20 protein-coding genes and 1 pseudogene are annotated in these 24360 nt (G+C 60.6%); 9 read left to right on the top strand and 12 right to left on the bottom strand.

Annotated elements, in window-relative coordinates; all coding sequences use genetic code 11:
- Window positions 1–10: 10 nt before the first annotated feature.
- The 5 genes from sstT to BHE81_RS15935 all read right to left on the bottom strand — a co-directional run bounded on the left by sstT (window position 11) and on the right by BHE81_RS15935 (window position 4953).
- The gene (gene sstT, locus BHE81_RS15955) at window positions 11–1258 is read right to left on the bottom strand and encodes a serine/threonine transporter SstT (protein WP_002917895.1); all 1248 of its coding nucleotides are present in this window, start codon (window positions 1256–1258) and stop codon (window positions 11–13) included.
- Between the two features lie 266 nt (window positions 1259–1524).
- Window positions 1525–2496, bottom strand: a complete 972-nt coding sequence (locus BHE81_RS15950; RefSeq protein ID WP_004144845.1) for a TerC family protein — start codon at window positions 2494–2496, stop codon at window positions 1525–1527.
- A gap of 271 nt (window positions 2497–2767) precedes the next feature.
- Window positions 2768–3757: a Gfo/Idh/MocA family protein gene (locus BHE81_RS15945; RefSeq protein ID WP_004181399.1), complete on the bottom strand. Its 990-nt coding sequence runs from the start codon at window positions 3755–3757 to the stop codon at window positions 2768–2770.
- Between the two features lie 73 nt (window positions 3758–3830).
- On the bottom strand, window positions 3831–4331 hold the full coding sequence (locus BHE81_RS15940; RefSeq protein WP_004144843.1) for a M48 family metallopeptidase: 501 nt from the start codon (window positions 4329–4331) through the stop codon (window positions 3831–3833).
- A 19-nt stretch (window positions 4332–4350) separates the two neighbouring features.
- Window positions 4351–4953, bottom strand: a complete 603-nt coding sequence (locus BHE81_RS15935; protein WP_023342598.1) for a helix-turn-helix domain-containing protein — start codon at window positions 4951–4953, stop codon at window positions 4351–4353.
- Window positions 4954–4996: 43 nt separating this feature from the next.
- Between BHE81_RS15935 and BHE81_RS15930 the strand changes: the two genes are divergently transcribed.
- Together BHE81_RS15930 and rlmG are read left to right on the top strand one after the other, a co-directional pair.
- Entirely contained in the window at window positions 4997–5704 is a 708-nt protein-coding gene (locus BHE81_RS15930; protein WP_023342599.1) for a B3/4 domain-containing protein, read from the top strand.
- 85 nt (window positions 5705–5789) lie between these two features.
- The gene (rlmG, locus tag BHE81_RS15925; protein ID WP_004181396.1) at window positions 5790–6920 is read left to right on the top strand and encodes a 23S rRNA (guanine(1835)-N(2))-methyltransferase RlmG; all 1131 of its coding nucleotides are present in this window, start codon (window positions 5790–5792) and stop codon (window positions 6918–6920) included.
- Between the two features lie 108 nt (window positions 6921–7028).
- Here the strand turns inward: rlmG and BHE81_RS15920 are convergent, their stop codons facing one another.
- The 3 genes from BHE81_RS15920 to lsrR form a co-directional block, all read right to left on the bottom strand.
- Window positions 7029–9050 carry an NADPH-dependent 2,4-dienoyl-CoA reductase gene (locus tag BHE81_RS15920; protein WP_004900808.1) on the bottom strand — a complete coding sequence of 674 codons (2022 nt, stop codon included), beginning with the start codon at window positions 9048–9050 and terminating at the stop codon, window positions 7029–7031.
- Window positions 9051–9233: 183 nt separating this feature from the next.
- Complete coding sequence (gene lsrK, locus BHE81_RS15915) at window positions 9234–10832, bottom strand: autoinducer-2 kinase (protein WP_004149900.1); 1599 nt, start codon at window positions 10830–10832, stop codon at window positions 9234–9236.
- A 37-nt stretch (window positions 10833–10869) separates the two neighbouring features.
- Window positions 10870–11841, bottom strand: a complete 972-nt coding sequence (gene lsrR, locus BHE81_RS15910) for a transcriptional regulator LsrR (protein ID WP_004150933.1) — start codon at window positions 11839–11841, stop codon at window positions 10870–10872.
- A gap of 218 nt (window positions 11842–12059) precedes the next feature.
- Between lsrR and lsrA the strand changes: the two are divergent.
- The 6 genes and pseudogenes from lsrA to lsrG all read left to right on the top strand — a co-directional run bounded on the left by lsrA (window position 12060) and on the right by lsrG (window position 17797).
- Window positions 12060–13572, top strand: a pseudogene (gene lsrA / locus BHE81_RS15905) (autoinducer 2 ABC transporter ATP-binding protein LsrA).
- The gene (gene lsrC, locus BHE81_RS15900) at window positions 13569–14603 is read left to right on the top strand and encodes an autoinducer 2 ABC transporter permease LsrC (protein WP_004174225.1); all 1035 of its coding nucleotides are present in this window, start codon (window positions 13569–13571) and stop codon (window positions 14601–14603) included. Before lsrA ends, lsrC begins: the two are co-directional and overlap by 4 nt.
- Window positions 14604–15602, top strand: coding sequence for an autoinducer 2 ABC transporter permease LsrD (lsrD, locus tag BHE81_RS15895; protein ID WP_002917727.1), 999 nt, complete (start codon window positions 14604–14606; stop codon window positions 15600–15602).
- 1 nt (window position 15603) lies between these two features.
- Entirely contained in the window at window positions 15604–16605 is a 1002-nt protein-coding gene (gene lsrB / locus BHE81_RS15890) for an autoinducer 2 ABC transporter substrate-binding protein LsrB (RefSeq protein WP_023342601.1), read from the top strand.
- An 11-nt stretch (window positions 16606–16616) separates the two neighbouring features.
- Window positions 16617–17504 carry a 3-hydroxy-5-phosphonooxypentane-2,4-dione thiolase gene (lsrF, locus tag BHE81_RS15885; protein ID WP_002917724.1) on the top strand — a complete coding sequence of 296 codons (888 nt, stop codon included), beginning with the start codon at window positions 16617–16619 and terminating at the stop codon, window positions 17502–17504.
- Window positions 17501–17797 carry a (4S)-4-hydroxy-5-phosphonooxypentane-2,3-dione isomerase gene (gene lsrG / locus BHE81_RS15880; RefSeq protein WP_002917723.1) on the top strand — a complete coding sequence of 99 codons (297 nt, stop codon included), beginning with the start codon at window positions 17501–17503 and terminating at the stop codon, window positions 17795–17797. The genes lsrF and lsrG overlap by 4 nt, the downstream gene beginning before the upstream one ends.
- A gap of 46 nt (window positions 17798–17843) precedes the next feature.
- On the opposite strand, the gene ygjG is transcribed toward lsrG, so the two are convergent.
- Complete coding sequence (gene ygjG / locus BHE81_RS15875; protein WP_004174227.1) at window positions 17844–19223, bottom strand: putrescine aminotransferase; 1380 nt, start codon at window positions 19221–19223, stop codon at window positions 17844–17846.
- A gap of 257 nt (window positions 19224–19480) precedes the next feature.
- Window positions 19481–20035 (bottom strand): PadR family transcriptional regulator, encoded by a 555-nt coding sequence (locus BHE81_RS15870; protein ID WP_002917718.1) that lies wholly within the window; start codon window positions 20033–20035, stop codon window positions 19481–19483.
- Window positions 20036–20272: 237 nt separating this feature from the next.
- Between BHE81_RS15870 and BHE81_RS15865 the strand changes: the two genes are divergently transcribed.
- The gene (locus BHE81_RS15865; protein WP_004144829.1) at window positions 20273–21049 is read left to right on the top strand and encodes a siderophore-interacting protein; all 777 of its coding nucleotides are present in this window, start codon (window positions 20273–20275) and stop codon (window positions 21047–21049) included.
- Window positions 21050–21204: 155 nt separating this feature from the next.
- Here BHE81_RS15865 and BHE81_RS15860 read toward each other — a convergent pair whose 3' ends face one another.
- Window positions 21205–22854: a glycerone kinase gene (locus BHE81_RS15860; protein WP_004185760.1), complete on the bottom strand. Its 1650-nt coding sequence runs from the start codon at window positions 22852–22854 to the stop codon at window positions 21205–21207.
- A 75-nt stretch (window positions 22855–22929) separates the two neighbouring features.
- A complete protein-coding gene (gene dhaM / locus BHE81_RS15855) occupies window positions 22930–24351 on the bottom strand; it encodes a dihydroxyacetone kinase phosphoryl donor subunit DhaM (RefSeq protein ID WP_004185754.1) in 1422 nt (473 codons plus the stop codon).
- Window positions 24352–24360: the final 9 nt, after the last annotated feature.

Below are 24360 nucleotides of genomic sequence, written 5' to 3'. Positions count from 1 at the left end.
GGGAAAGGCGTTATCCGCGCAGGGCGTTTTTCGCCAGCTGGTCGTCTTCCGCCATGCAGGCCGCGGCGGTAAACAGGGCGTCGGTGGAGGAGTTCAGCGCGGTTTCGCAGGAGTCCTGCAGCACGCCGATAATAAAGCCAACGGCAACCACTTGCATCGCCACATCGTTCGGGATCCCAAACATATTACAGGCCAGCGGGATCAGCAGCAGCGAGCCGCCCGCCACGCCGGAGGCGCCGCAGGCGCACAGCGAAGCGACCACGCTCAGCAGCAGCGCCGTCGGCAGATCCACCGGAATATTCAGCGTATGCACCGCCGCCAGCGTCAGCACGGTGATGGTGATTGCCGCGCCTGCCATATTGATGGTCGCCCCCAGTGGAATAGAGACCGAATAGGTGTCGCGATCCAGATTCAGCTTCTCGCACAGCGCCATATTCACTGGAATGTTGGCGGCGGAGCTGCGGGTGAAGAACGCGTAAACGCCGCTTTCGCGCAGGCAGGTGAGCACCAGCGGATAGGGGTTGCGGCGGATCTTCCAGAACACCAGCAGCGGGTTAATCACTAGCGCTACCAGCAGCATACAGCCCACCAGCACCAGCAGCAGCTGGGCATAGCCCCACAGGGTCTCGAAACCGGTGGTCGCCAGGGTGGAAGATACCAGGCCGAAGATCCCCAGCGGCGCAAAGCGGATCACCACTTTAACGATAAAGGTCACCGCGTGGGAGACGTCGTTGATCAGGTTTTTGGTGGTGTCGTTACCATGACGCAGGGCGAAGCCCAGCCCCACCGCCCACACCAGAATGCCGATATAGTTGGCGTTCAGCAGAGCGTCGATCGGGTTGGACACCATGCTCATCAGCAGGCCGCGCAGCACCTCAACAATCCCCGACGGCGGCGTGATGCTGTCGGCGGCGGTGGTTAAGTGCAGGGTCGAGGGAAAGAGAAAACTGAACAACACCGCGGTCAGCGCCGCGCTAAAGGTGCCCAGCAGATAGAGAAACAGAATGGGGCGTATACTGGTTTTTTGTCCGTGCTGATGGTTGGCGATCGAGGCCATGACAAGCATCAATACCAGCACCGGCGCTACCGCTTTTAACGCGCCGACGAACAGGGTCCCCAGCAGACCGACGGCGATAGCCGCAGGCTTAGAGACCAGCGCCAACAGTACGCCAAGCACCAGGCCGATTAAAATTTGTTTCACCAGGCTGCCTTGCGCCAGGCGGGAGAGCCACCCTGATGAGGGAGTGCGTGTTGTCATAATTCATTCCTTCCAGTGATGTAGCAAGCCATCCCAGCCACGTATTATTTTTTACGTTTATGTCAGGATGTAAGTAGATGTTTGCATAGTCGAGTATACGGAAAGAAAGACTGGCGGGAAGCGTAAAATACTGTGATTTTAATATGGATCTTATTTTTTAACTGCGTAGCAACATAATTGTGACATGAGCAGGTATTCTCGTTACGAGAACGTCTGCTATAGCTGATTACCGCGCCGCCAGCGAGGGCCGACGGCGCGGTAGCAGATTACTCTGGCAGTTTGCGCTGCTTGTCGTGCTGCCTGTTGACCCAGGCGTTAATCAGCAGCGTGACGGCCAGGATGCCGCCCACCACGCCCAGCGAGATGGCAACCGGGATATGGTAGAAGTCGACGATCAGCATCTTCACGCCAATAAACACCAGGATCACCGACAGACCGTATTTGAGCATCGAGAAGCGCTCAGCGACCCCCGCCAGCAGGAAGTACATGGCGCGAAGGCCGAGGATGGCGAACAGGTTCGAGGTCAGCACGATAAACGGATCGGTGGTGACCGCGAAGATTGCCGGGATACTGTCGACGGCGAAAATCACGTCGCTCAGTTCCACCAGAATCAGCACCAGCAGCAGCGGGGTGGCGAACAGCACCCCGTTTTTACGGGTGAAGAAGCGCTCGCTCTCGATTTTATCGGTCATCCGCAGATGGCTGCGGATCCAGCGCACCAGCGGTTTATCGCCGATGCCGGAGTCGTCCTCTTTCGCCAGCGCCATCTTCACGCCGGTAAACAGCAGGAAGGCGCCAAAGACGTACAGCAGCCAGTCGAACTGCGAAATCAGCCAGCTGCCGGCGAAGATCATAATGGTACGCAGAACGATCGCGCCCAGTACGCCATACACCAACACCCGGCGCTGCAGAGCAGGCGGTACGGCGAAATAGCTGAACAGCATCAACCAGACGAAGACGTTATCGACCGCCAGCGCTTTTTCAATCAGATAACCGGTGAGGAAGGCTAAGGCCTGCGGATCGGCGACGGCCCGGCCCTGGGTTTGCACCAGATACCACCAGAAGGCGGCGTTGAACAGCAGAGAAAGCGTGACCCAGAGGATTGACCAGCCAGCGGCCTGCTTCATGGTCATGCTATGCGAACCGCGTCGTCCCTGAAGCAGCAGGTCGATTGCCAACATGATCGCGACAACGACAGCGAATCCACCCCATAGCAACGGCGTGCCGACAGTATTCATTTGATATTCCTTACATAAAAACAAAACGGCTGACGTCGGAAGACGGCAGCCGCTGCGCTTTTATGCATAGACCTCGCCTTCCGGCAAGGTCTCACTTACAACAACCAAAGTACATCGCGATGGGCTTTGGTTATTGCCCGGCGACCGGATGCGGTATTGCACGCATCGTAATGACGATCAACCGGCAAGGAAGTTACTCCCCTTTGCACGTAACAAAATATGTCACAGGGCGGTTTTCGTCAATGGCGGCCGGTCGGGCCTTTACACTCTTTTACGCCAGCGGCTGCGTATCGGCCGGGAAGATCACCCCGGTCTGGCGACGAATTTCGCTGGACAGTTTGGCGGTGATCCGGCTCACCGCCAGGCCCGGGTGATCCACATCCTGTGTCTCCACCAGCCGCGCAAAGGTCTCTGCCTCATACAGCATGGTATTAATGTGCTGGGGCTGCGTCAGGTCCTGGGCTTTACCGCCGCGCGGCACAAACGCCAGCTTCTGACATTCGGAGATTTTTTCGATCACTAACGCGCCGTCTTCGCCCTGAATTTCACTGGGGATCGCGGAATCGCTAACTTTGGAGTGATGCAGCGTCACGTCGAAGTCGCCATAGCTCAGCACCACGGTGCCCTGGGCGTCTACGCCGCTGTCCAGCAGGCTGGCGGTGGCAAGAACGGCCTGCGGCTCGCCCCACAGCGCCACAGCGGACGCCAGGCAATAGAAGCCGATATCCATAATCGAACCGTTAGAGAACGCCGGGTTAAAGGTGTTGGGGTTTTCGCCGTCAAGGTAGCGCTGATAGCGCGAGGAGTACTGACAGTAGTTGATAAAGGCTTTGCGTAGTTTGCCCACTTTAGCGAGCGTTTCTTTCAGTAGGAGAAAGTTAGGCAGACTGGCGGTTTTAAAGGCTTCAAACAGCACCACGTTATTTTCTTTCGCCAGCGCTATCGCCGCCTCGACTTCCTGCAGGTTCGACGCCAGCGGCTTTTCGCAAATGACGTGCTTCTTATGGCTCAGGAACAGCCGGGTCTGCGGAAAGTGCAGCGAGTTCGGGCTGGCAATATAGACCGCGTCAACGTCAGGGCTCTGTGCCAGTTCATCGAGCGAGGTAAACAGATGCTCGACCGGATAGTCTTTGGCGAAGGCTTGCGCCTGTTCGAGGCTGCGGGAGTAGATTGCGGTAAGTTTATATTTGCCGGTTTCATGGGCGGCATCGACAAACTGCTTGGTGATCCAGTTTGTGCCAACAACTGCGAAACGTATCATAAACGTTGACGAACTCCGTTAAAGGGAACCTGCCGCCACTCTATCATGCCGTCATGACAAAACCAGTGCGTCACTACGCAGAACGATTTAACGAAAGGTGCGTCAGCCACAGGCGGGTGTCGAACTCCAGCTGGTGGTACTGCGGCTCCATATGGCAGCACAGCTGATAGAAAGCCTTGTTGTGATCCTTCTCTTTCAGATGCGCCAGTTCATGAACCACGATCATCCGCAGAAAGGCTTCCGGCGCGTCGCGAAATACCGTCGCCACGCGAATTTCCGCTTTAGCTTTCAGCTTACCGCCCTGCACGCGGGAAATGGCGGTATGCAGGCCGAGCGCATTGTTCAGCACGTGGATCTTACTGTCATACATCACTTTGTTGATCGGCGCCGCGCCGCGCAGAAAGCGGTTTTTCAAGTCCTGGGTGTACTGATACAGCGCTTTATCGCTGTTAACGTCGTGCCCTTGCGGATAGCGCTTTTGCAGCACCTCGCCGAGGCGGCCTTGCTCGATTAACGTGGTCACCTGCGCCAGCAGCGATTCAGGATAGCCCTGTAAATAAATGAGTTTTGTCATCGTCTTATCGTTATGTCTGTCAGGAGGGCAGTTCAGCCACGGTCATGGTAAAGACCAGCGGCGCGGTACCCTCATTGCGGTAACCGTGCTCTATTTCGGTGCGGGCCACCGCCGATTCCCCGGCCGCCACCGTGCGGCAGGTCTCGCCAAGCGTCAGCGTCAGCGCGCCGGCTTCCACGTGCAGCAGCTCGAAGGTTGTTGCCGGGTGGCCGGGCGAGGCAAAGGCTTCGCCGGGCTGCATCTCCCAGCGCCACAGCTCAATCATATTCGGCCCGGCGGTGCCGGCGAGGAGCCTGGCGCTGCCCCCCAGCGGGCCTTGCCAGAGGGTGGGGATCTGCTCGGCGGGAATAATATGCAACGCGGGTTCGCTTGCCACATTGACAATATCCGCTACCGATACGCCCAGCGCGGCGGCGAGTTTGCAGAGGATCGCAATGCTGGGATTGGCGGCCTCTTTTTCCATCTCGACCAGCATACCTTTGCTGATGCTGGCCCGGCGCGACAGCTCGTCCAGCGACATTTTTTTCGCTTTACGGTAGGCCTTCAGCCGCGTGGCGACGGCGCGACTTACCTGGTCGACATCAGCTCCTGAATCGGTCGTTATATTGACTTTTACGTTCATTGGTCACTATGATGAAACAAATTGGTCATTACAGGATTATCGAATGCGTAGCGTAACGCCGTCAATCGAATCTGCGGTCAGCCGCCTGGCGCCGGGCTTTCGGGCATTAAGTATTGTGGTGGAGAGCGCGCCGGTGGCCGATCCCGCCGTCGCGGAGCAGGCGCTGGCCGAGGCCTGCCTGGCGGTGCTGCAGGATGATGTGCCCTGGGCGCAAGCGCACCTGGCGGCATGGGATGAAGCGTTCAGCGCCTTCGGCGCGAAGGCGAAACGTACCCCCTGTTCGGCGCAGGCGCTGCGCAAGCGGGTGCTGAAAGAGGGGAGCCTGCCGGCCATCGATCCGGTGGTGGATATCTACAACGCGATCAGCATTCGCTATGCCGTCCCGGTCGGTGGGGAAAATCTGGCCGCCTACCGTGGCGAACCGCGGCTGGCCATTGCCCGCGGCGATGAGCCATTCGATACGCTAAAATCGGCAGAGCCGGTAGTGGAATATCCGGAGCCGGGCGAAGTCATCTGGCGGGATGATATAGGCGTAACCTGCCGACGCTGGAACTGGCGACAGGGCGTGCGCACCCGGCTGGACAGCGGCGCGCAGACGATGTGGTTTATTCTCGAAAGCCTGCCGGCGATGCCGTTGTCGGCCCTGCATGAGGCGGGAGAGCGGCTGGTAGGTTATCTGCAGCAGCTGATGCCCGGCGCCCGCGCGTCGATAACGCTGCTGCGAGCCGATGACGAGGGCGATCTACGCTGAGCGGCGATGATCAGCGATCTCTCTTCAACTGGACAGGATTTGCGTATAAACTCGCGGGTTTTACTATTCCGGAGGCGGAGAGGCGATGAGCCAGGCAGAGTTAAACGGTGAGTTATTCACATTAGAGCGGTTCCCACCTAACGCTGAAGAAGAAGCGCTTCAGGCATGGGAAGCGGCGGATGAATATCTGCTGCAACAGGTGAATGACGTCGACGGCCTGACGCTCATCTTCAACGACGGCTTCGGCGCGCTCGCCTGCGCGCTGGCGGATCGCAACCCGGTCAGCATCAACGACTCCTTTATTTCCGAGCTGGCGACCCGCCACAACCTGCGGATGAACGGTATCGATGAAGAGAGCGTGCGCTTTCAGGATAGCCTGAGCCCGCTACCGGCCGCGCCGGCGCTGGTGCTGATTAAGGTGCCAAAACAGCTGGCGCTGCTGGAACAGCAGCTGCGCGCCCTGCGCGAAGTAGTTACGCCGGAAACCCGCATCATCGCCGCGGCGAAAGCCCGTGATGTGCACAACTCGACGCTGGCGCTGTTTGAAAAAATCCTCGGCACCACCACCACCTCGCTGGCCTGGAAAAAAGCGCGTCTGATCCACTGCGTTTTCACCGCTCCTGAGCTTGCCGATGCGCCGCAAACCTACAGCTGGAAGCTGGACGGCACGCCGTGGACCATCCATAACCACGCCAACGTTTTTGCCCGCAGCGGGCTGGATATCGGCGCGCGTTTCTTCCTGCAGCATTTACCGTCTGATCTGGAAGGCGAGATCGCCGATCTCGGCTGCGGCAATGGGGTGATTGGCCTGCAGGCGCTGGCGCAAAATCCAAACGCCAGCGTGATGTTCACCGATGAGTCGCACATGGCGGTGGCTTCAAGCCGGTTGAACGTCGAGCGCAATCTGCCGGACGATATCGCACGCTGTGAATTCATGGTCAACAACTCGCTCTCCGGCATTGAGCCCGACCGCTTTACGGCGATTCTGTGTAATCCGCCGTTCCATCAGCAGCACGCCATTACCGACCATATCGCCTGGCAGATGTTTAACGATGCCCGCCGCAGCCTGAAATACGGCGGCGAGCTGTACGTCGTCGGCAACCGCCACCTCGATTACTTCCGTAAGCTGAAGCGCGCGTTTGGTAATTGCACGACGATTGCGACGAACAATAAGTTTGTCATTTTGAAAGCAACCAAGGTGCGTAAGCAGCGCTGATTCTTGTCGCGGTTTCCCCCGGCTCGCGGCTGTCGCCTTAGCCGGGCTAGCGTGCGGGATTATCGTGGTAGCCCGGGGAAGGCGCATCGCGCCGCCCCCGGGACAGGGCTAAATCGCCAGCGCCAGTTTAGTGCCCTGGGCAATCGCCCGACGCGCATCCAGCTCCGCCGCCACGTCGCAACCGCCGATGAGATGCACCGTTTTCCCCGCCGCGCGCAGCGGATCCGCCAGCTCGCGGCGCGGCTCCTGACCGGCGCAGATCACCACCTGATCGACCGCCAGCAGTTGGCGCTCGCCGCCGATAGTGACATGTAACCCTTCATCATCGATCTTTTCATAGCTGACCGCCGGGATCATTTTCACCCCGCGCGCCAGCAGCGTCGCGCGGTGGATCCAGCCGGTGGTTTTGCCGAGCCCTTCGCCCGGTTTGCTGGCTTTGCGCTGCAGCATCACAATCTGTCGCGGGCTTTTACTCAGTTGCGGGCCTTCAGCACTCAGCCCTCCCGCCGTTTGCAGGCTGGTATCGATACCCCATTCGCGGCAGAACTCGCCGATATCCTGGCTGGTGGCCACGCCCGACTGGCTTAAAAACATCGCGGTGTCGAAGCCGATACCGCCGCAGCCGATAATCGCCACCTTCGCGCCAACCGGTGCTTTATCGCGCAAGACATCAAGATAGCTCAGCACTTTTGGATGATCGATCCCGTCGATCGCCGGCAGGCGCGGGGCGATACCGGTGGCGAGGATCGTCTCATCGAACGCCAGCAGATCGTCTGTCGTGACGCGGGTGTTCAGGCGTAGATCGACACCATGAAGATCGAGCATGGTGCGGTAGTAACGCAGCGTCTCGTGAAACTCCTCTTTGCCGGGGATCTGTTTGGCGATATTAAACTGACCGCCGATCTCCGGGAGCGCATCAAACAACGTGACGTGATGACCGCGGGCGGCAGCGTTTACGGCGAAGGCCAGACCGGCAGGCCCGGCGCCGACCACCGCCAGCCGTTTAGGCGCGTTGGCCGGCAGGACCGGCATCAGGGTTTCATGACACGCGCGCGGGTTGACCAGACAGGAGGTGACTTTGCCGACGAAGATCCGATCGAGACACGCCTGATTGCAGCCGATGCAGGTGTTGATCTGATCGGCGCGATCGTCCTGCGCTTTTGATATAAATTCGGCGTCGGCAAGGAACGGGCGGGCCATCGATACCATATCGGCATCGCCGCGGGCGAGAATATCCTCCGCGACCTGCGGATCGTTAATGCGGTTGGTGGTGATCAACGGGATCGACACCGCGCCCTTCAGCTTGCGAGTGACCCAGCTGAAAGCTCCGCGCGGTACCGGCGTGGCGATGGTCGGAATGCGCGCTTCGTGCCAGCCAATCCCGGTGTTGATGATGGTCGCTCCCGCCGCTTCAATCGCTTTGGCCAGTTCGGTGACTTCCGCCAGCGTGCTGCCGTCGTTGACCAGATCGAGCATCGACAGACGGTAAATGATAATGAAATCGTGGCCGGCGCGCTGGCGTACCGCCTTAACCACCTCTACGGCGAAACGCATGCGCCTGGCATAATCACCGCCCCATTGGTCGTCGCGCTGGTTGGTGCGCGCGGCGAGAAATTCGTTAATCAGATAGCCCTCAGAGCCCATCACCTCGACGCCGTCATATCCCGCTTCACGCGCCAGTTGGGCGCAGTGGGCAAAATCATCGATCAGCGTCAGGATCTCATCGTGGCTCAGTTCATGGGGGGTAAAACGGTTGATCGGCGCCTGTAGCGCCGAGGGGGCCACCAGCGCGGGCTGGTAGCTGTAACGGCCGGTGTGCAGGATCTGCAGAGCGATTTTGCCGCCTTCCTGATGTACCGCGTCGGTAATATGGCGATGATGCGCCAGATGGCTGGCGTCGTTGAGTACCGCGCCGCCGGCCATGGTGACGCCAGAGGGCGCCGGAGCGATGCCGCCGGTGACGATCAGCGCCACGCCGTGACGGGCGCGTTCGGCGTAAAAGGCCGCCAGCCGTTGCGCGCCGTCCGGCAGCTCTTCCAGCCCGGTGTGCATCGAGCCCATCAACACGCGGTTTTTGAGCGTTGTGAAGCCCAGCTCAAGCGGGGCGAAAAGCGACGGATAGCGGCTCATAGTGGCTTCCAATGTAAAATTATTGTTATGTGGTCGGATGAGTTACTAATTTAGCCATCGTGGAGAAAAAGGGAAAAGGGGAGTGCGGTGATTGTGATGGGATTCAAAGAACGGCGAAGCGTTGCCCCACACCCCGGCCCTCTCCCAAAGGGAGAGGGGGGAAAGGCGGAGCGGCACCGGTAGTTAGGGTGAGGGGGAAGACGCAACGCGCTGGCGGCGTTCCAGACCCGGCGCCTGCCACATCGACGTTGTCAGTCCGCTATCGACAAGGCCAAGCTGATCGGCGTACACCGTCTGCCATTTGCTCATCATCTCCTGATACAGCTCGCGATGCTGCGGATTTGGGGTGAACTCGCGGTGCCAGCTCACTAACCGCTCTCCGGTGCTGGCCATATCGTCATACAGCCCGGCGCCGGTTCCGGCGGCGATGGCGCAGCCCAGCGCGGTGGCTTCGCGGACCACCGGCACCCGCACCGGCAGGCCGGTGACGTCGCTGAGGATTTGGCTCCACAGCGCGCCTTTAGAGCCGCCGCCGGCAAACACCAGGCTGTCGAATGTCACCCCGGAGAACTGCGAGATCTGCGCGAGGTTGCAGGCGGAGACAATCGCCGCGTTCTCTTCCAGCGCGCGGAACAGGGTCGCTTTATTGCACTTTTCCGGATCGATGGAGAGGTTAATAAACGACGGCGCGGCGTGGTACCACTGCTTAAAGTGCATTGCGTCGGAAAAAATAGGCATCACGCCGTGGGAACCGGCGGGGACGCGGCTGGCCATCTCCTCCAGCAGCGAATAGGCATCGACGCCGAGCCGCTCGGCAATCAGTTTTTCTTCAGCGCAGAAGGCGTCGCGAAACCAGCGCATGGTCAGGCCGGTAAAGAAGCTGATCGATTCCGCCTGCGCCATGCCGGGAATCACGTGAGGATTAACGCGAATATTCATCTGCGGATCGGTGCGCACCTGCGGCAGGTTGACCACCTGCTGCCAGAAAGTGCCGCCGAGTACCGCGGTTTGCCCGGCGCGCACCACCCCAAGGCCCAGGCAGCCGAGCTGGACGTCGCCGCCGCCCATCACCACCGGCGTCCCGGCGCGCAGGCCGCTCTGCTGCGCCGCCGCTTCGGTGACGGCGCCCAGCAGGGTACCGGTCTCTTTGACCGGCGACAGCATATCGGCGCGCAGCCCGGCCATATCCAGCAGCGCCGGACGCCAGTCGCGGCTGAACAGATCGAGCATGCCGGTGGTGCCGGCGTTTGACGGGTCGACCGCCAGCTCGCCGGAAAGCTTCGCCGCCAGCCAGTCGCTGATCATGGTGATGGTTGCCGCTTTGCGGTAGATATCGGGGCGGTGGTGCGCCAGCCACAGCAGGCGCGGCATGGCGCTGAGCGCCAGGGTTTGTCCCGAGACCTCGTATACCTCGGATTCGAAGCGATAGTCGTGGATCTCCTTAAGCTCCGCCACTTCGCGGCTGGCGCGGGCATCGACGTTGGCGCAGGCCCAGATGGCCTCGCCGTTGCGGTCATAGAGAACGATGCCTTCGCGCATCGAACAGCAGGCGACGGACTGAATATCGGCGGCAGAGAGCCGAGCGGCGTCGAGCGCCTGGCGAATGCACTGGCAGGCCAGCTGCCAGTTGGTGGTAAGGTCGAACTCCATCGAGCCGGGGACGTTATCAACGCTCAGGTGTTTCCATTCGGCCTGGCCTACCGCCAGCTGACGGCCATTAAGATCGAAAATGACCGCCCGAATGCTGCCGGTCCCGGCATCTAACGCTAACAGGTAACTCATGACATGCGCCTCGCTGTGGTCGCGCGGCGCCTGGCCGTCAGGAGGCCAGCGCGAGTACCGCGCGTGCTGTTGTCTCTTCCGTTACCAGGCCATTAATGCGCTTGCCAATCAGAGCGGCATAAATCGCCTGCGCTTTTTCTTCTCCCCCGGCGACGCCAACGATGGTCGGCAGCTGCGCCAGCTCATCAAGGGTCACGCCGAGCAGTTCCCGATGGATCTCCAGTCCTTCTACCGGCCTGCCGTCGGCCTGCAGGAAATAACCTAAAATGTCGCCGACCGCGCCTTTGCGGGCGTACATCAGCTGTTCGCCCTCGCTGATATAGCCGGAGCGCAGAATGGTCGCGTCGCGCCGCTGATCGATAGCGCCAATGCCGACTACCGCCGCGTCCGCCGCCGTCGCCGCGAGGATCACGTCGCGCACGCTCGACTCGCGGCGCAGGATCTCGGCGACCTCCGCCGAAGAGACCCGCAGCGGCGCCGGGATAATGCTGACGCTGCAGGCGGCATCCAGCTGGCCAATACCGGTCATATACGGGCCGACGCCGCCGGAGAGGGTCACCAGCCGCACCTGCTGCGAGCCAATAAATCCGCTGAGATGCTGCAGGCAGCTCATGGTGGCTTCGCCGAAACCGACTGCCAATAATTGCCCCGGTTGCAGAATACCCATCAGCGATTGCGCCGCGCCGATCCCCAGCCGGGTATTCATCGGCGGGGTGTTGAGCGCCGGCAGCACGCGGGCAATCTTGAGTCCAAAGCGCTGCTGGAGTTCACTTTCCAGCGCCAGACAGCCCTCATAGCGCGAGTTGATCTGCACGCGGATCACCCCGGACTGACGGCCTTTCTCCAGCAGGCGGGAAATCTTCAGCCGCGGCAGCCCCAAACGCTCGCCGATGTCATTTTGCGTCAGGCCGTCGTGGTAGTAGCACCACGCCACCCGCGCCACCAGCTCTTCCTCGGCTAACGCCAGCCCGGCGTAGCGGTTCTCTTCCGTAATGCGTTTTTCGCTCATAAATTGAACTCTTATAAAAATTTAGATCATATGTTCGCTATTGCGCGGCCGGAAAGTGTGAGCCGACTGGCAAAACGGATCTTTCATCGCTGGCCCATTTTTTCCTGAGGATCTAAAGCGCCAAACTGTGATCTTCGCACGGTTGTAAATATAGTTCACCGTCTACGCTTTTGAACATTATTAAATTTAAAAATCATTTGTTCAAACGAGGCGCGACGATGAAGCCACTGCTGGAAGCTCGCCAGATCCGCAAACAGTTCTCCGGCGTTGCCGTGCTGAAGGGCATCGACTTTACGCTATGCGCGGGCCAGGTGCATGCCCTGATGGGAGGCAATGGCGCGGGTAAATCGACGCTGATGAAGATCATCGCCGGCGTCGAAACCCCGGATAGCGGTGAACTGACGATCGGCGACCGCGCGTTTGCGCGCCTCAGCCCGGCGCTGGCCCACCAGCTGGGCATCTATCTGGTGCCGCAGGAGCCGATGCTGTTTCCCAACCTCAGCGTGCGCGAGAACATTCTCTTTCGTTTGCCGAAGCGGGCGGATACCGCCGCGCGACTGCAGGAAAAACTGCAACAGTTGAACTGCCAGATCAACCTCGATGCCAGCGCCAGCACGCTCGAGGTAGCCGATCAACAGATGGTCGAGATCCTGCGCGGCCTGATGCGCGAAGCGCGGATCCTGATCCTTGATGAACCCACCGCCTCTTTAACCCCGGGGGAAACGGAGAGGTTGTTTAGCCAGATCCGCGCGTTACAGGCGCTGGACGTGGGGATCGTGTTTATCTCGCACAAACTGCCCGAAATCCGCCAGCTTGCCAGCCATATTTCGGTGATGCGCGACGGGGCGGTAGTGCTGAGCGGCGAGACTGCAACTTACCGCGATGAGCAACTGATTAGCGCTATGACGCCGGCCAGCCGCGACCATACGCTGAGCGACACGCAAAAGCTGTGGCTGGCGCTGCCGGGCAACCGCCGGATATTGCCTGCCGGGCAACCGCCGTACCCAGGCGCAGGATTTTCCCGTGCTGCGGGTGGAGGATCTTACCGGAGAAGGCTTTATCGATCTCAATCTGGAGATCCGCGCCGGGGAGATCGTCGGCCTCGCCGGGCTGGTGGGATCCGGGCGCACCGAATTTGCCGAAACCTTATACGGCCTGCGTCCACCGCGCGCCGGGCGGATCTGGCTGGAGAATCGCGAGATTAGCAATGACAGCACCCGCGCCCGGCTGGCCAGTGGGCTGGTCTATCTGCCGGAAGACCGCCAGGTCTCGGGGCTGTTTCTCGATGCGCCGGTGCGCTGGAACACGGTGATGTTCAATCAGCCATCGTGGTGGCAGCAGGGGAAACGGGAGGCGGCGGTGGTTGAGCGCTATCACCGGGCGCTGGGGATCAAGCTGGCCGATGGCGATCAGCCGGTGCGCACTCTCTCTGGCGGCAACCAGCAGAAGGTGCTGCTGGCGCGCTGTCTGGAGGCCAACCCGCTGCTGCTAATTGTCGATGAGCCGACGCGCGGCGTGGATGTCTCCGCCCGCGCCGATATCTATCAGCTGCTGAAAAGCGTCGCCGCGCAAAATGTGGCAGTGCTGATGATCTCCTCCGATCTGGATGAGTTCATCGACCTGGCCGACCGGGTGCTGGTGATGCATCAGGGCCGCTACAGCGGCGAGCTGGCGCGGCAGGCGGTCACCGTCGATCGCATGATGACCCTGGCCTTTGGAGGGCAGGCATGAAAACGTTACTCAAGAATCGCGAACTGAGCGCCTTCTTTGCCATCGTGGCGCTCTTTGTTGTGCTGGTGGCGCTCAATCCGGCCTATTTCAGCCTGCAGACCCTGGCGATGATTTTCGCCAGCTCGCAAATCCTCTGCCTGCTGGCATTGGGCGCGACCCTGGTGATGCTGACCCGCAATATTGACGTGTCGGTAGGCTCCACCGTTGGGCTATGCGCCATCGCCGTCGGCGTGGCGCTGAACAACGGCTACGGGTTGGCGACGGCCATCGCCTTCGCGCTGGCGATTGGCGCGCTGGCCGGGGCGTTTAACGGCCTGCTGGTGGTGGGGCTGCGCATTCCGGCGATCGTCGCGACGCTCGGCACGCTGGGGTTGTATCGCGGGGTGATGTTGCTGTGGACCGGCGGGAAATGGATCGAAGGCTTGCCCGACAGCCTGAAATCGCTCTCGGAGCCTGCGTTTATCGGCGTGTCGCCGCTGGGCTGGCTGGTGCTGGCGCTGCTGCTGGCGGGCGGCTGGCTGCTGTCGCGCACCGCCTTTGGTCGTGATTTTTACGCCGTTGGCGATAACCTCGCCGCCGCGCGCCAGTTGGGCGTGGCGGTCAACCGCACGCGGATGCTGGCCTTTACCCTCAACGGTATGCTGGCGGCCTGCGCCGGGATCGTCTTCGCCGCGCAGATTGGTTTTGTGCCTAATCAGACCGGCAGCGGCCTGGAGATGAAAGCCATCGCCGCCTGCGTACTGGGCGGGATCTCGCTGCTTGGCGGCACCGGTACGCTGCTCGGCGCGTTTCTCGGCGCCTTTTTCCTTACCCAAATCGACACCGTACTGGTGCTGTTCCGCCTTCCCGCCTGGTGGAATGACTTTATCGCCGGTCTGGTGCTGCTCGGCGTGCTGGTGCTCGATGGCCGCCTGCGCCAGGCGCTGGCCCGCCATCAGCGGGCGCTAAAGTACAGCCGTTTCCAGCCCGGTAACAAAGGGGGGAAACAGGTTGCCCGCTTTCCCGAACGCAAAAGCAAAGAGGTGGCTTAAATGAAGCTGAAGCTTAACTGGGAAAGCGCGCTGCTGGCGTTGCTGATCGTGGAGATCCTGCTGTTCGGCGCGCTGAATCCGCGCATGCTGGATCTCAATATGCTGCTCTTTAGCACCAGCGACTTTATCTGCATCGGCATCGTCGCGCTGCCGCTGACGCTGGTGATCATCAGCGGCGGGATCGATATTTCGCTGGGCTCGACCATCGGCCTGTGCGCCATCGCCCTCGGGGTGATGACCCAGGCGGGCTGGCCGCTGTGGCTCGCGGTATCGCTGACGTTGCTCTTGGGACTGCTGTGCGGGTTATTCAACGCCGCGCTGATCCACTACACCGGCATCAGCCCGCTGGTGATCACGCTTGGTACGCTGTATCTGTACGGCGGCGGCGCGCTGCTGCTTTCCGGGATGGCCGGCGCGACCGGTTACGAGGGGATTGGCGGTTTTCCCGATAGCTTCACCGCCTTCGCCAATTTAACCCTCGCCGGACTGCCGCTGCCGCTGGTGCTGTTCGCGATTATCACCTTTTTCTTCTGGCTGCTGACCCATCGCGGGCGCTTTGGCCGCCACCTCTTTTTACTCGGGCAAAACCCGCGCGCCGCGCGCTATGCCGCGCTGTCGGTGAACGGCATCCCGTACGTGCTGTATGGCCTGGTTGGCGTCGCCTCGGCGGTCGCGGCGCTGGTGATGGTCTCCTATTTCGGCTCGGCACGTTCGGATTTAGGCCGCGACCTGCTGATGCCGGCGCTGACCGCGGCGGTGCTCGGCGGGGCCAATATTTACGGCGGCTCGGGATCGATACTGGGTACCGCGCTGGCGGCATTGCTGGTGGGGTATCTGCAACAGGGTTTACAGATGGTCGGCATCCCCAACCAGGTGTCGAGCGCGCTGTCAGGGGCGCTGTTGGTTGTGGTGGTGATGGGGCGTTCGCTGAGCCTGCACCGTGAATGGGTGCGCGCGACCTGGCGGCGTCTTTTCTCGCATAAAACAATCGGAGCATAAAATGAAATTAAAACTGATCGTGCTGGCGCTGGCGATGAGCGTGGTTACCGCGCAGGCGGCGGACCGCATCGCCTTTATTCCTAAGCTGGTCGGCGTCGGCTTCTTTACCAGCGGCGGCAACGGCGCGAAAGAGGCGGGGAAAGCGCTGGGCGTGGATGTCACCTATGACGGCCCAACCGAGCCCAGCGTCTCCGGCCAGGTGCAGCTTATCAACAACTTCGTCAACCAGGGCTACAACGCGATTATCGTTTCCGCTGTCTCGCCGGACGGCCTGTGTCCGGCGCTGAAGCGGGCGATGCAGCGCGGGGTGAAAGTCCTGACCTGGGATTCCGATACCAGGCCGGAGTGCCGCAGCATCTATATCAATCAGGGCACGCCGCAGCAGCTTGGCGGCCTGCTGGTCGAGATGGCGGAAAAGCAGGTGACGAAGCCTACTGCCAAGGTAGCGTTTTTCTACTCCAGCCCGACGGTGACCGACCAGAACCAGTGGGTGAAGGAAGCCAAAGCCAAAATCGAAAAAGAACATCCGCAGTGGCAAATCGTCACCACCCAGTTTGGCTATAACGATGCCACCAAATCGCTACAAACCGCCGAGGGGATCTTAAAAGCCTATCCGGATCTCGACGTCATTATCGCGCCGGATGCCAATGCGCTGCCGGCGGCGGCGCAGGCGGCAGAGAACCTCAAGCGTCAGGGCGTGGCGATTGTCGGCTTTAGTACGCCGAACGTGATGCGTCCGTACGTTGAGCGCGGCACGGTGAAAGCGTTCGGCCTGTGGGATGTGGTTCAGCAGGGCAAAATTGCGGTTAACGTCGCCGATCGATTACTGAAAAAGGGCGATCTTAACGTAGGCGACAGCGTTGAGGTGAAAGATATCGGCTCGCTGAAGGTCGAACCGAACAGCGTGCAGGGCTACCAGTATGAGGCGAAGGGCAACGGTATCGTGCTGCTGCCGGAGCGCGTGGTGTTCAGCAAAGAGAACATCAACAACTACGACTTCTGACGGAGGATGAGATGGCAGATTTAGACGATATCAAAGAGGGGAAGGACTTCGGCATCGACCGCCCGCAGCAGAATACGCTGTATACCCTGAAAGGCTGCGGCTCGCTGGATTGGGGCATGCAGTCGCGGCTGGCGCGCATTTTTAATCCGCACAGCAACCGCACGGTGATGCTGGCCTTCGATCACGGCTACTTCCAGGGGCCAACGACCGGGCTTGAGCGTATCGACCTGTCGATTGCGCCGCTGTTTGCCGACACCGACGTGCTGATGTGCACCCGCGGCGTACTGCGCAGCCAGGTACCGGCGGCCACCAATAAGCCGGTGGTGCTCCGCGCCTCCGGCGGCAATTCGATTTTGAGCGAACTCTCCAACGAATGCGTGGCGGTGGCGATGGAAGACGCGCTGCGGCTCAACGTATGCGCGGTGGCGGCGCAGGTCTATATCGGCAGCGAATACGAACATCAGTCGATCAATAACATCATCAAACTGGTGGACGCCGGCAATCGCTACGGTATGCCGGTCCTGGCGGTTACCGGCGTCGGCAAAGAGATGACCCGCGATGCGCGCTACTTCTCGCTGGCCAGCCGGATTGCCGCCGAAATGGGGGCGCAGTTTGTGAAGACCTATTTCGTTGAGGAAGGCTTTGAAAAAGTGACCGCCAGCTGTCCGGTGCCGATCGTTATCGCCGGCGGTAAAAAACTGCCGGAGCATGAGGCGCTGGAGATGTGCTGGCGGGCGATCGACCAGGGGGCTTCCGGGGTGGATATGGGGCGCAATATCTTCCAGTCCAGCGCCCCGCGCGCGATGCTGAAGGCGGTGAAAAAGGTGGTGCATGAGAATCTGAACGCGCGGGAAGCGTATCAGTTCTGGCAGGAAGAGAAACAGGGAGAGCTGAAATGAACGTCACGCTAGTGGAGATCAATATTAAACCCGAGCGGGTGGATGAGTTTCTCGAGGTGTTTCGCGCCAACCACGAGGGCGCGCTGCAGGAGCCAGGCAACCTGCGCTTTGATGTCCTGCAGGATCCTGAGGTGAAAACCCGCTTTTTTATCTACGAAGCCTATAAAGACGATGAGGCGGTGCTGGCGCATAAGAAGACGCCGCACTATTTAGCCTGCGTCGAAAAGCTGGAGGAGATGATGTCGCAGCCGCGGCAGAAGCGCAGCTTTATCGGCCTGTTACCGCAGGTGTGAGGGTTATCCTTCACCCTCTCAGAGGGAGAGGGTGAAGGACACTTTATTACGCTTCTTCGACCGAAACGCGCAGGGCCGCCAGCGCCTTGCGCGCCGCCTTCAGCACCTGTTCGCACTGCTCAAGGGTGAGCGTCAGCGGCGGTTCAATGCGGATCGTCTTGGCGTTGTTTAACGTCCCGGCGACCAGCACCCGCTGTCTGAACATCTCGCTGGCAAAGTCGTAGCCAATCTCGTTATCAACAAACTCGATAGCCATCAGCATGCCTTTCCCGCGCACTTCATTCACCAGGTCCGGATACTCCTGCGCCAGCAGGCGGAAACCGTCCAGCAGCATATCGCCTTTCTGCGCCGCCTGCGCCGGCAGGTTTTGCGTCAGCAGCACGTTGATCGTCGCCAGCGCCGCCGCACAGGCCAACGGGTTGCCGCCGAAGGTGGTGGTGTGCAGGAACGGGTTATCGAAGAGCACCGAGAAGACCTCTTCCGTCGCCACCGTCGCGCCGATCGGCATCACACCGCCGCCGAGCGCTTTCGCCAGACACAGAATGTCCGGCTGGACGTTCTCATGCTCGCAGGCGAACATCTTGCCGGTGCGGCCCATGCCGGTCTGCACTTCGTCGAGGATCAGCAACGCGCCAAACTCGTCGCACAGTTTACGCACCGCCGGCAAATACCCCGTTGGCGGGAGGATCACGCCCCCTTCGCCCTGAATCGGCTCGAGGATCACCGCCGCGACGTCGTCGCCGGTTTTCTTGCACTCGCTCAGCATGGTGCGCATGGCGTTGATATCGCCGAACGGCACGTGGCGGAAGCCCGGCAGCAGCGGCATAAAGGGTTTGCGGAAGGTCGATTTCGCGGTGGCCGACAGCGCGCCCAGCGATTTACCGTGGAAGGCGCCGCTGGTGGCGATGAAGGTAAATTTACCGCGCGGCGACTGATAGGCTTTCGCCAGCTTGATGGCCGCCTCTACCGATTCGGTACCGCTGTTGCAGAAGAAACTGTACTTTAGTTTCCCGGGCGTTAAGGCTGCCAGGGTTTTCGCCAGCATCGCGCGTAGCGGGTCCAGCAGCTCCTGACTGTGAAGCGGTTGTTTCGCGAGTTGATTCTCGACGGCGGATACCACAACTGGATTACGGTGCCCTACATTGAAGATGCCAAACCCACCAAGGCAGTCGATAAACTCCTGTCCCTGGGTGTCGACAAGCGTATTTAACCCTCCCGCTTGCCACTCTACGGCTCCGTAATCCCCGCCGGCTGTGACCGATTTTCGATACTCTAAAAACCCCGGATTCACATGCTCTTTAAAGTATTCTCTCACCTCCTGGTTAAGTGCTTTCATTTCCTCATGATCAAGCGTGCGCTTTTCAATGAGATTCAGTGCGTGTGCGCTGCAGGCCAGAGCCGATGCGCTGGAAGGTAACCTGTTCAAAATGTGCTCCTGGGGCGGACGTATCACACGATACTGGATTAAGTATTGCAGGGATTACGCCAGTTCGGCAGAAGCGGTGAAAATCGGGATAAATGCAAAGTAAAAGACGAATTGTGTAAAATTTAATCTCATTGCGCCACTATTGGCACGTTTTATTCCTGAGCTGACGAGATTTTCTGCCTGGAGGCAATAGACGGGGCGATCCGCCGTGGTGCGGGCTGCCCCAGCGCGGGGCAGCCGGTGGTGAAAAAAGAGGCTTAGTCGAGCTGAGAGATCTCCATCGCCGCCCGGTCAATAATGCCGATGATCTGCTTGAGCTGGGCGGCACTGCTGGCCTGCTGGTTCACTTTCAGGTCGAGGACCGCTTTGAAGTTTTCCAGCGCGCGCTTCATCTGCGGATCGCGGCGCAGCTCGCAGCCGACCATCCGCGCCTGCAGGCGCTCCTGGATATGGGCCAGGTGCTCCTGGTTCTCGGCGTGCAGCTGTTTTCCTTCCTCGCTGATAAGGATTTTCTTGCGTCCGTTGTCGTCTTCCACGCTGATAAGGCCCTGGTCCTGGAGCAGATCCAGCGTCGGATAGATCACCCCCGGGCTGGGGCTGTAGTTCCCCTGGGTAAGCGTTTCGATCTCTTTGATCAGCTCATAGCCATGGCTGGCGCTGCGGCTGAGGATATCCAGAATGATCAGCCGCAGTTCGCCGTGGCCAAAGAAACGCTGGCGACGTCCGCCGCCGCGGCGGCCATGGTCGCCGTGTTCGCTGGGATCACCGTGGCGCCCGCGTGGCCCACGCCCTTCTTCATGATGATGTCGCATGGTTACCTCCTGCTGTTTTTGATATATCTAATTTATATCTAAAAAATGAATGTTCGCAATGCTGGTTGCTATTTATTTTTTAAGATGTTGATATATATGTGATTGTTTTCTGGATGTGGATTTTGATGCGGTTTGTTTTGACTATATCAAAAAAAGACTTGCATTCTTTTTAGTTGGCAATCATTATCATTTGCATCAAGTTTAGATATATCTATTTACCGTTCACGAAGGCAATCGATGATGACAAAAACCAAAGCAGACAAGTACCCGCAGCGTGTCCGCAATGAGCTGCGTTTCCGTGAGCTGACGGTGCTGCGCGTGGAGCGCGCAGGCGCGGCGTTCCAGCGTATCGTGCTGGGAGGCGAGGCGCTGGAAGGCTTCGCCTCTCACGGCTTTGACGACCATACCAAGCTTTTTTTCCCCGAGCCGGGCGCGGCATTTACCCCGCCGCAGGTGACCGAGGAGGGGATTGACTGGGGGGAAGGCGTGCGGCCTGCCACCCGCGACTATACGCCGCTGTACGATGCCGAACGTCACGAGCTGGCTTACGATTTCTATATCCACGATGGCGGTATCGCCAGCCGTTGGGCGCTGGAAGCAAAAGTGGGCGATAAGCTGGTGATCGGCGGCCCGCGCGGCTCGCTGGTGGTGCCGGAAGATTATGCCTGGCAGCTGTATGTTTGCGATGAGTCCGGCATGCCGGCGCTGCGCCGTCGTCTGCTGGGATTACGCCAGCTGCCGGCGAGGCCGCAGGTGACGGCCATCGTTACTATCGCCGATGCGTCGTATAAAGATTATCTGGCGGATCTCGACGGCTTTAACATCGAGTGGGTGGTGGGCCACAATCCGGCCTTCGTCGCCGAGCGTCTGGCGCAGGTGAAGGTGCCGGCGGAGGATTATTTTATCTGGCTGACCGGCGAAGGCGCGGTGGTGAAATCGCTGCTGGCGCGCTTTGAAGACGAGAGCATCGATCAGCAGCTGGTGCGTTCCCAGGCGTACTGGCACAGCAAGTAAAAAGCCATCGTGGTAAAACCCGGATAGCGGCGCGTCGCGCCTTATCCGGGCTACCGGCGGTGCCGTTTTTTGTCGGGTGGCGGCTTACGCCTTACCCGACCTGCTATTCGGCGGTGTTACATCGCCCCGGTAAGCGCAGCGCCACCGGGGAAGGCTTAGCGTTCCGCCAGCGCCTTAAACACCATCGCCACCGCGTGGGCGCCGGGGTCCATGTTGCCGAGCAGGCTATCGCTGTTGAGATAGGACGCGCGTCCGGCGCCGGCTTTGCTTGACTGGCAGGTGCGATCCGCCCCGGCCTGCGCCGCGGCGAAAGCGGCCTGCAGATTCTCCGGTTCGGCCAGCAGCGCCGCCAGGGCCGGCTGCAGAGCGTCGATCATCGTCCGGTCTCCCTCATCGGCGCCGCCGTAAAACTTCATCTGTTCCAGACCGGCGTTCAGCGCCTCGGCCACGCTGGCGCCTTGCCCCAGCTTCTGCCCGGCAGCGGTGAAGAAGATAGACATCAATACCCCGCTGGAGCCGCCCATCACCACCGTCAGGCGTTCGCCGATCAGCGCGAAGAGCGTTGGCAGATCGTTCAGGGGCAGCTGCTGACGCTCGAGCCGCTCGGCAATCTCGCGCGCCCCGGCGGCGAAGGTGGAGCCGGTATCGCCGTCGCCTACTTTGGCATCCAGCGCGTTGAGATGTTCTTCAAGATCGATGAGGGCGCCGGTCACCTGCGCCACGTAATCGCCCACCTGTGGGTTGGCCGAGGGCGTAAAATCCACTCGGGCGCTGTCGAGGGTGGACGGCACGACGTTGATAGTCCGCGGCTGCACCGGCTTCTGCCAGCTGGCGGTTTCCACATCCGAAAGCAGCGCTTTCTCAATACTCTCCTCCAGCACGATGGCGGTCAGCGAGAAGCCTTTCATATCCAGCGCCGTCACCAGCGAGGCCGGGCCTATTAACCAGTCAATGCGCGCCTGCAGCGGGGTGTTGGCCAGCTCGCGGGTCAGAATCGCCATCTCAGCCACCGACACGCCGCCGAGGTTATTGAGCATCACCGCCAGGCGGCCGGTTTCCGGTAGGGCGGCGGTCAGTTTTTCCACCATCAGGTTAACGATCTCCGCACTGTTTTGCGTGGCGATCGTCGAGGCGCCCGGCTCACCGTGGATGCCCATTCCCAGCTCGGCGTGACCGGCCTGATGGCGCGGCGCGCTGTCGGCTTCCTGCGGCAGGTGGCAGCTGGCCAGCGCCACCCCGATGCTGGCGGTATGGCTGGCGGCGTATTGCGCTTCGCGCAGGACGGTGGCGAGGTTGAAGCCGCGCTCGGCGAAATAGCCAGCCACTTTATGCACCAGAATGGTCCCGGCGATGCCGCGCGGCTGTTTGTTATCCGGCAGCGAAATATCGTCGCCGACGATCAGCATCTCCACGTTGTAGCCGAGTCGGCGCGCTTTCTCCGCCGCCAGACCGAAGTTAAGCCGATCGCCGGTGTAGTTTTTGACGATCAGCAGGCAGCCCGCCTCGCCGGTCACTGCCTGAATGGCGGTGAGCACCGCGTCGACGCTCGGCGAGGCGAACAGATCGCCGCAGACCGCGGCGGTCAGCATGCCTTTACCAATAAAGCCGACGTGCGCCGGTTCATGGCCGGCGCCGCCGCCGGAGATCACCGCCACGTTGTTTTTATTCAGATCGCGACGGACCACCACCCGGATCGCCGGGTCGCTCTCCAGACGGGCGAGGTTATTCCACGGGCTGGCGATAATGGTACCCTCAATCACATCGTTGACGAGGCTGGCGCGCTGGTTAAAAAAGAATTGAGACATAGTGGTTCCTGAAGAGTAAGCGAAAACTCACCCTCCGGAGGCAGGCCCCCGGAGCGGTAACGGTCAACGTGAATTTTAGTCACGGATAAGGCGCTGGTGGCGCATATCGAGCACGATAGTCTCGCCAGGCTGCACGCTGTTCAGCGCCTCGCCCTGCTGGCTCAGCCAGGCGATCCCCGCCGCGCGGGCGATAATCGCGCCGTGAGCCTGTTCGCTGCCATCGCGCAGGCACAGGCCTTTAACGAAGCTGGCATCCAGCTGTAAGACGGTTGAGGGATAAATGTTGTCGGCAATAATAATTGTTGGCTCGCCGGGCGTCGGCACTCTCTCCTGAACGCCCTGCAGATGGCGCAGGGTGCGCTGCAAAATATCTTCGATATCGATATAGCGCGCCTGCAGGTAGGGGTCATCCAGCTGGCGATACTGCTGGCTGAGCTCCATCAACACCTGATGCCATGCCCATTCCGCCGTGCATTGTTCGGTGAGCAGACGATCGTTGGCGGCATCAAACAGATCGTCATCGTCGAGCAGGGTGTGGTGCCCGGCGAAGATCGCCGCGATATCGGCGTGAAATTTATTTTCCGCCAGCTCGGTCAGGGCGATAAGATCCGCCAGCGTCTGGTCAATGGCCTGGCGCAGGCGCTGCTGCTCGCGGGCGGCATCGGCGGCAGCCGGGCGGAGCGGCTGGATCAGGGCAAGCGGATAGCGCAGGGCAGCGCCTTCGACGCGCTCGGGCGTTGCCGGAGCCGCTGCCGGTTTCGCCGCAGGCGATTCACCGAAGTTATCGGCGGCCAGCGCCTGAAACGCCGCCAGCGCCGCGTCGGCATCCGGACCGCGGGCCAGCAGGCGCAGCTTATCGTTGCGGCGGACCTGCAATAGCGCGATTTGGTTGAGGCTGTCCGGTTTGACGCACTTCCCGTTTTTCTCCAGCAGCAGATCGGCGTTAAAGCCCGCCAGCGCGGCGACCAGCTTCGACGCCGGACGCACGTGCAGGCCGTTATGATTGTTAATAATGACTGACACCGATTTTGTGTCGCCGTCGTCGGCAAGCATCGGCGCCGGCGCGGCGTCAGAAGTTGGCGAAGGTAAACCCAGCTGAACCCGCTTGGCCTCCAGGGCGCTCATGGCGTCGGCGATCACCTTGTCGATCCCGGCGCCGGAGGCAGCGCTGACGGTGGCCGCCAGCGTCCCTTCCACCAGCGGCGCGGCGCACAGTCGCACCTTCGCGGCAATCGCCGGATCGAGCAGATCGAGGGCGGTTTCGGCGCTGAGCAACGCGCTGCCGATATCCATCATCACCAGCACGTGATCGGTATCGGCCACGGATTCGATCGCCTCCATGACTTTAAGCGGATCGGTGCCGATCGGGCTGTCGGGATCGTCGATCCCGGCGGCGATCGCCAGTTTGCAGCCATCGTTGATTAACATCTGCCGGGCCAGTTCTCCGACACCTTCGCCCAGCCGGGCGCTATGAGAAACAATAACCAGGTTTACCATCGCGATTTC

The sequence above is a fragment of the Klebsiella sp. AqSCr genome (assembly GCF_008452795.1).
Taxonomy (GTDB): domain Bacteria; phylum Pseudomonadota; class Gammaproteobacteria; order Enterobacterales; family Enterobacteriaceae; genus Klebsiella; species Klebsiella pneumoniae.
Note: the sequence above shows the minus strand (reverse complement) of the source record. Positions and strands in the feature narration are given on the sequence as shown.